At 73.4% G+C, this 7,509-nt stretch carries 8 protein-coding genes; 5 read left to right on the forward strand and 3 right to left on the reverse strand.

What is annotated here, in order from left to right:
• Positions 1–39 precede the first annotated feature (39 nt).
• Positions 40–810: an SGNH hydrolase domain-containing protein gene (locus tag ABD106_RS14565; protein ID WP_425545758.1), complete on the forward strand. Its 771-nt coding sequence runs from the start codon at positions 40–42 to the stop codon at positions 808–810.
• Here the strand turns inward: ABD106_RS14565 and ABD106_RS12245 are convergent, their stop codons facing one another.
• From ABD106_RS12245 to ABD106_RS12255, 3 genes are read right to left on the reverse strand one after another with little or no spacing between them, the layout of a single operon-like run.
• Complete coding sequence (locus ABD106_RS12245) at positions 811–1,773, reverse strand: DNA topoisomerase IB (RefSeq protein ID WP_343920732.1); 963 nt, start codon at positions 1,771–1,773, stop codon at positions 811–813.
• 30 nt (positions 1,774–1,803) lie between these two features.
• Positions 1,804–2,010: an acyl-CoA carboxylase subunit epsilon gene (locus ABD106_RS12250; RefSeq protein ID WP_343920734.1), complete on the reverse strand. Its 207-nt coding sequence runs from the start codon at positions 2,008–2,010 to the stop codon at positions 1,804–1,806.
• On the reverse strand, positions 2,007–3,578 hold the full coding sequence (locus tag ABD106_RS12255; RefSeq protein WP_343921082.1) for an acyl-CoA carboxylase subunit beta: 1,572 nt from the start codon (positions 3,576–3,578) through the stop codon (positions 2,007–2,009). Before ABD106_RS12255 ends, ABD106_RS12250 begins: the two co-directional genes overlap by 4 nt.
• A gap of 157 nt (positions 3,579–3,735) precedes the next feature.
• Between ABD106_RS12255 and ABD106_RS12260 the strand changes: the two genes are divergently transcribed.
• Genes ABD106_RS12260 through ABD106_RS12275 form a run of 4 tightly spaced genes read left to right on the forward strand, consistent with a single transcriptional unit; the run spans position 3,736 to position 7,432 of the window.
• Positions 3,736–4,461, forward strand: coding sequence for a biotin--[acetyl-CoA-carboxylase] ligase (locus tag ABD106_RS12260; protein ID WP_343920736.1), 726 nt, complete (start codon positions 3,736–3,738; stop codon positions 4,459–4,461).
• Between the two features lie 17 nt (positions 4,462–4,478).
• Positions 4,479–4,979 (forward strand): PH domain-containing protein, encoded by a 501-nt coding sequence (locus ABD106_RS12265; protein WP_343920738.1) that lies wholly within the window; start codon positions 4,479–4,481, stop codon positions 4,977–4,979.
• A gap of 21 nt (positions 4,980–5,000) precedes the next feature.
• Positions 5,001–6,314, forward strand: coding sequence for a UDP-glucose dehydrogenase family protein (locus ABD106_RS12270; protein WP_343920740.1), 1,314 nt, complete (start codon positions 5,001–5,003; stop codon positions 6,312–6,314).
• Positions 6,311–7,432 carry a 5-(carboxyamino)imidazole ribonucleotide synthase gene (locus tag ABD106_RS12275; protein ID WP_343920742.1) on the forward strand — a complete coding sequence of 374 codons (1,122 nt, stop codon included), beginning with the start codon at positions 6,311–6,313 and terminating at the stop codon, positions 7,430–7,432. Before ABD106_RS12270 ends, ABD106_RS12275 begins: the two co-directional genes overlap by 4 nt.
• Positions 7,433–7,509 lie beyond the last annotated feature (77 nt).

Here is a 7,509-nt window from a genome sequence, read left to right on the forward strand (position 1 = left end):
GCGGTCGCCGTGCCGTCGGCGCCCGCCGCGGGCGCCGTCGTGGGCGAGGACGGACGCTCCGCCGAGTGGCTCGTCGACGAGTGCCTCACCGTCGGACCCGACGAGCAGGCGCAGTGCCGCTTCGACGACTCCGCGAGCGACCGGGAGGTCTGGATCGTCGGCGACTCGCAGGCCGTCACGTGGTCGCCCGCGGTGCGCGGCGCGCTCGGCGGGGCCGCCGACGTGCAGCTGCTCGGCCGCGAGATGTGCCCCTTCTCGAGCGGGCCGGCCGTCGAGCAGCAGATCGGCGAGTTCATGCGGGTCTGCGACGCGCACGCGCGCACGGTGCTCGAGCTCGCCGAGGAGCGGCTGCCCGAGCTCGTCATCATCAGCTACGGCGCGTGGTGGGTCGGCGAGGGCTACGAGGATCGCGCCGCCGACACGGGCGAGCAGCTCGCCGCCGGCACGCTCGCGTACGTGCCCCGCCTGCACGACCTCGGCATCCGCACGCTCTGGCTCGACAGCCCGCCGCCGGGTGCCGACCCGGGGGAGTGCCTCGAGGCGCACGCCGCGGCGACGTCGCTCGACGCGTGCTCCGCGCCCCTCCAGCAGGCGCAGCTGCAGCGGCACGTCGTGCTCGACGAGGCGCTCGCCGCCGGCGGCGTCGACGTCGTCGACACCCTCGGCTGGTTCTGCGACGTCGACGCGATGGCGTGCCCGAGCATCGTGCAGGGCGTGCCGACGTGGGTCGACCGCACCCACATGGGCGCGGCCGCCGCCGTCATGCGCGAGCTCGTCGTCGCCGACGCGCTCGCCCCGCTGCTCGACTGATCAGCGCAGCAGGTCGAGCAGCGCGCGCTCGCGCGAGCCCTGCAGGCCGATCGTCGCGCCGGCCTCGAAGCGCGCGAAGACCTCGGGGTCGATGTAGCTCGACTTCGCGACCGACGGCGTGTTGCCGAGCGCTTGCGAGACCTCCACGATCGCCGCGCGCACCGCGCGCGCCCGCGCGGTCTTCGTGCCGATGTCGCGCGCTCGCGCGAGCGCGACCGCCGCGACGATCGTGCCGTGCAGGGTGCGGAAGTCCTTCGCCGTGAACTCGCCGCCGGTCGCCTCGCGCACGGCGTCGTTGAGGTCGACGTCCCTGAGCGGATGCACGCCCGCGTCGTCCTGGAACGCGAGCAGCCGCGACGTGCGCGAGCGCCCCGCGAGCAGCTCCTCGACGCAGCGGGCGAGCGCCGGGTCGTCGATCGTGACATCGAAACGCTGCCCCGACTTCGCGGGGAAGCGCAGCCGCACCGAGTCGCCCGTGACGGTCGCGTGCCGGCACAGCAGCGTCATGAGCCCCCGGGAGCCGCGCTCCTCGGCGTAGGTGTCGCCGCCCGCGCGGATCGCGACCGTGTCGAGCATGCGGAGCGCCGCGGCGAGCACGCGCTCGCGCGGCAGCCCCTCGAGCGCGAGCTCGCGCGTGACCCGACGGCGCATCGCCGGCAGCGACTCCGCGAGGTCGAGGGCGCGCTCGTGCTTCGCGCGGTCGCGGCGCTCGCGCCAGTGCGGGTGGTAGCGGTACTGGGTGCGGCCCGCGTCGTCGACGCCGATCGCCTGGATGTGCGCGAGCGGATCGGCCGCGATCCACACGTCCTTCCACGCCGGCGGCACCGCGAGCGACTCGGCGCGCTCACGCTCCTCGGCCGTCACCCGCTCGCCGCTGTCGTGCCGATACGACCAGCCGCGACCCGATCGACGTCGCCGGATGCCCGCATCCGACCGCGGTCGCGCCTTGCGCAGCCTCACCATGGGGCGATGGTAGCTGGCAGAGGCTGAGCCTCAGTCGCGCTTCCAGCGGTGGCCGGTCGGGGTGCGCGACTTCGCCTGCCACTCGCTCTCGACGTCGAGCACTCGCCGGTGCTTCGTCTCGGCCCACTCGGCAGCGGAGCCGGTCAGCACCGCCTCGATCGCGGCGCGCTCCTCGTCGGTCGGCGAACCGCCCACGACGGTCATGATCGGCTCGCTCGTCTCGCGCGCGTCGCTCACAGCGGGATGTTCCCGTGCTTCTTCTCCGGACGCTGGACGCGCTTCGTGCGCAGGGCGCGGAACGCGCGGGTGATCATGACGCGCGTCTCGGCCGGCTCGATGATGCCGTCGAGCTCGCCGCGCTCGGCAGCGAGGAACGGGGAGGCCACGTTGTAGGTGTACTCGCTCGCGAGGCGCTTGCGCACCTCCGCGACGTCGTGACCGGCCGCCTCGGCGTCGCGGATCTCGTTGCGGTACAGGATGTTCACGGCGCCCTGGCCGCCCATCACCGCGATCTCCGCCGACGGCCACGCGACGTTGATGTCGGCGCCGAGCTGCTTCGAGCCCATCACGATGTACGCGCCGCCGTAGGCCTTGCGCGTGATGACGGTCACCATCGGCACGGTCGCCTCGGCGTAGGCGTAGAGCAGCTTCGCGCCGCGGCGGATGACGCCCGACCACTCCTGATCGGTGCCGGGCAGGTAGCCGGGCACGTCGACGACCGTGAGGATCGGGATCGAGAAGGCGTCGCAGAAGCGCACGAAGCGCGCGGCCTTCTCGCCCGCCTCGATGTTGAGCGTGCCCGCCATCTGGTTGGGCTGGTTCGCGATGACGCCGACGGTGCGCCCCTCGAGGCGACCGAAGCCGATCACGATGTTCGGCGCGTAGAGCGGCTGCACCTCGAGGAACTCGCGGTCGTCCATGAGCGTCTCGATGATCGCGAGCACGTCGTAGGGCTGGTTCGGCGAGTCGGGGATGATCGTGTTGAGGCGGCGGTCGCTCTCGTTCACGACGCGCTCGGCCGAGTGGTCGTAGGCCGGCACCTCCGACTGGTTGTTGTCGGGCAGGTAGGCGAGCAGCGCGCGCACGTAGTCGAGCGCGTCGTCCTCGTCGGCCGCGAGGTAGTGGCTCACGCCCGAGACGGTGTTGTGGGTGCGGCCGCCGCCGAGGTCCTCGAAGCCGACCTCCTCGCCCGTGACGGTCTTGATGACGTCGGGGCCCGTGACGAACATGTGGCTCGACTTGTCGACCATGATCACGAAGTCGGTGAGCGCGGGGGAGTACACGGCGCCGCCGGCCGCAGGGCCCATGACGATCGAGATCTGCGGGATGACGCCCGAGGCCGCCGTGTTGCGCTTGAAGATCTCGCCGTACTTGCCGAGCGCGACGACGCCCTCCTGGATGCGCGCGCCGCCCGAGTCGAGCATGCCGACGATGGGCACGCCCACCTTCATCGCGTAGTCCTGGATCTTGATGATCTTCTCGCCGGCCACCTCGCCGAGCGAGCCGCCGAAGGTCGTGAAGTCCTGCGCGTAGACCGCGACGCGCCGGCCGTGGACCGTGCCGATGCCGGTGACGACGGCATCGCCGTAGGGGCGATTGCCCTCCATGCCGAACGCGGTCGTGCGGTGCCGCACGTAGGCGTCGAACTCGACGAACGAGCCCTTGTCGACGAACTGCTCGACGCGCTCGCGCGCGGTCTTCTTGCCCTTCGCGCCCTGGCGCTCCTTGGCCTTCGACTCCTTGTCGGTCACCGCCTCGCGGTGCCGGCTGCGCAGATCGTCGATCCGCTCGGCCGTCGTCGACATGGGCGCAGCTGCAGAGGTGTCGTCGGTCACGGATGCCACTCTAGACGCCACCCCATGCCCGGCCTTTGTGGACTCCCACAGCGATCGAGCGCATCCCGGTGGTGATCCTCGACATCCCCTGCGGTCCCGCGCCGCCCCCTCGGCCTAGGCTGGAGGCATGCTCTTCCCAGGCGCGGCGAGCGTCGGCACGGTCTTCGAGCTCGGCACCGTCGGCTCGACGTTCGACGCGGTCGACGAGCGCGCCGACCACCTCACGACCTGGGCGACGCTCGACCAGCGCGCCGGCCGCGGGCGGCTCGGTCGCGAGTGGGTCTCGCCCGCGGGCAAGTGCCTCGCGGCCACGATCCTCGTGCGCACGAAGCGCATGCGCGAGGACGCGATCGGCTGGCTGCCGCTCGCCGCGGGCCTCGCGCTCGCCGACGCGCTCGGCACGCTCGTCGCCGACCGCGCATCCATCAAGTGGCCGAACGACGTGCTCGTCGACGGCCGGAAGGTCGCCGGCATCCTCTGCGAGCGCCGCAGGACCGGGGTCGCGGTCGGCTTCGGCGTGAACCTCACGCTCACGGAGGCCGAGCTGCCGACCGCCCACGCCACCTCGCTCACGCTCGAGGGCGCCGAGGGCACCGCGCCCGTGCTCGCCGACGCCGTCCTGTGCCACGTCCGCCGCTCGCTCGACGCCCTGCTGCCGGCGCTCGGCACGGAGGCGCTCCGCGCCGCGATCGCCGCGGAGCTCAGCACGATCGGCCGCGACGTGCGGGTCGCGCTGCCCGTCGGCGAGCTCGTCGGCCGCGCCGTCGGCCTCGGCCCGCACGGCGAGCTGCAGGTCGACACGGGCGACCGGATCGTCGACGTGCGGGCCGGTGACGTGGTGCACGTGCGCTGATGCGGGATGATCGTCGGGTGTCGACCGGCGAGGAGCGCGTGATCGCGCGCATGCGACCGCATGCGCGCGTGCTGATCGTGCCCGTGCTCGTGCTGTGGGGCTGCGCCGGTCTCGTCACCCTGCTGCTCGATCGCGTCGACTGGCCGCTGTGGAACATCGCGGTGCTCACCGTCGCCGGCCTCGTCGTCGGGCTGCTCACGCTCGTGCCGACGCTCGCCTGGCTCTCGCGCGGCTTCGTCTTCACGACCGAGCGCGTCGTCATCCGCGGCAGCTTCGGCGGCACCCGCCGCGAGACGATGCTCTCCCGCGTGCACGACGTGACCGTGCGCCGGCGAGGGCTGCAGGCGCTCTTCGGCGCCGGCGACGTGCTGCTGTCGACGGGAGGGGACCGCGCGGTCATCCTGCCCGACGTGCCGAGCGCATCCCTCGTGCAGCGCATGCTGTCCGAGCTGCTGGGGGCTCGCGGCATCGTCGTCGCGGATGCCGCCGACGGCGCAACGACCACCGTGCGCGGCTGACGCGCGCCGAGGAGGAGCTCTATGAGGATCGCCGTGATCGGATGCGGGTACCTGGGCGCGGTGCATGCCGCGGCGATGGCGTCGCTCGGCTACGACACCGTCGGGGTCGACGTCGACGAGGCGAAGGTCGAGCGGCTGCGCCGCGGGGAGCCACCGTTCTTCGAGCCGGGGCTGCCCGAGCTGCTGCGGGCCGGCGTCGACGCGGGCTCGCTCCGCTTCACGACCGACGTGGCCGAGGTCGCGGGCAGCGACGTCGTGTTCGTCGCCGTCGGCACGCCGCAGCTCGCCGGGTCCGACGCGGCCGACCTCACCTTCGTCGACGCGGCGATCGAGTCGCTGCTGCCGCACCTGGGGGAGGGCACCGTCGTGGCGGGCAAGTCGACCGTGCCGGTCGGCACCGCGCAGCGACTCGCCGACCGCATCGCGCCGACCGGCGCGCGGCTCGCCTGGAACCCGGAGTTCCTTCGCGAGGGGTTCGCCGTGCAGGACACGCTCGCGCCCGACCGGCTCGTGTACGGCGTGGCCGAGGGCGACGGCGCGGCCGTCGCGGCGCTCGACGCCGTCTACGCGACGATCCTCGCCCGCGGCACGGAACGGCTCGTCATGCGCTTCGCGACCGCGGAGCTCGTGAAGGTGAGCGCCAACGCGTTCCTCGCGACCAAGATCTCGTTCATCAACGCGATGGCCGAGATCGCCGAGACGGTCGGCGCCGACGTCACGCAGCTCGCCGACGCCATCGGCCTCGACGCGCGCATCGGCCGCCGCTTCCTCAACGCCGGCCTCGGCTTCGGCGGCGGGTGCCTGCCGAAGGACATCCGCGCGTTCCAGGCGCGCGCCGAGGAGCTCGGCCACGGGCACACGCTCGGCTTCCTGCGCGAGGTCGACGAGATCAATCTGCGCCGCCGCGACCGGATGGCGCAGCTCGTCGACGCCGAGCTCGCCAGGGTCGGCGGCGACCGGGTCGGCATGCTCGGCCTCGCCTTCAAGCCCAACAGCGACGACGTGCGCGACTCGCCCGCGCTCGACGTGTGCCGCATCCTCGAGCAGCGCGGCCGCGTCGTGCGCGCCTACGATCCCGAGGCGCGCGAGACCGCGGGCCGCAGCATGCCCTCGCTCGACATCGTCGGCTCCGTCGAGGACGCGGTGCGGGGCGCCGACGTGCTCGCGCTCGGCACGGAGTGGCAGGAGTTCCGCGAGCTCGACCCCGTCGTGGTCGCGACCCAGACGGATGCGAGGGTCGTCGTCGACGGCCGCAACACGCTCGACGCGGCACGCTGGGCCGCGGCGGGCTTCAAGGTGGTCGGCCTCGGCCGGCCGGAGGTGGAGGCAGCATGATCGTCGGTGTGGTGGGCGGCGGACAGCTGGCCAGGATGATGATCCCCGCGGCAGTGGCGCTCGGCGTCGAGCTGCGCGTGCTCGCGGAGTCGGACGGCATGTCGGCGGCGCTCGCGGCGACGTCGGTGGGCGACTACCGCGACACCGAGACGGTGCTCGCCTTCGCGGCCGGCGTCGATGTCGTGACGTTCGACCACGAGCACGTGCCGCAGGACGTGCTGCGCGCGCTCGTCGATGCGGGGCACGCGGTGCATCCAGGGCCCGACGCGCTGCGCTTCGCGCAGGACAAGCGCGCCATGCGCGAGCGGATGGCCGAGCTCGGCGCGCCGCAGCCCGACTGGGCGCCGGTCGACGGCGCGGCCGATCTCGAGCGGTTCCTCGCCGACCACGGCGGCGTCGCGGTCGTCAAGACGGCGACGGGCGGCTACGACGGCAAGGGCGTGCGGGTCGTGCGCGACGCGGCTGAGGCGGCCGACTGGCTCGCGGGAGCGGCCGACGGCGGGCCGCGGCTGCTCGTCGAGGAGCTCGTGCCGTTCCGCCGCGAGCTCGCGCAGCTCGTCGCGCGCCGTCCGTCCGGGGAGGCGGTCGTGTGGCCGCTCGTGCAGACCGTGCAGCGCGACTCGATCTGCGCCGAGGTGCTCGCGCCCGCTCCGCATGCCGCGAGCATCCAGCCCGTCGTCGACGACATCGCACGCGCGATCGCCGAGGGCCTCGGCGTCACCGGCGTGCTCGCGGTCGAGCTCTTCGAGACCGACGACGGCCGCGTGCTCGTGAACGAGCTCGCGATGCGGCCCCACAACTCCGGCCACTGGACGATCGACGGATCGGTGACGAGCCAGTTCGAGCAGCACCTGCGGGCGGTGCTCGACCTGCCGCTCGGAGCGACGGCGATCCTCGCGCCCGCGAGCGTGATGGTGAACGTCATCGGCGGCCCGGCCTCCGGAGCGATGGCCGACCGCTACCCGGCCGCGCTCGCGTCGCATCCCGACGTCAAGGTGCACTCCTACGCGAAGGCGACGCGACCGGGCCGCAAGGTCGGGCACGTGACCGCGATCGGCGACGACATGGACGAGGTCGCCTACCGGGCCCGGGCCGCCGCCGCCCACTTCGACGCCTGACCCCAGCTCGGATCGCGCTGGGGTGGTCACGACACGCCGCCCAGTGAGGTTGGGGTGGTCACGACACGCCGCACCGG

The sequence above is a fragment of the Agrococcus citreus genome, assembly GCF_039527715.1.
Taxonomy (GTDB): domain Bacteria; phylum Actinomycetota; class Actinomycetes; order Actinomycetales; family Microbacteriaceae; genus Agrococcus; species Agrococcus citreus.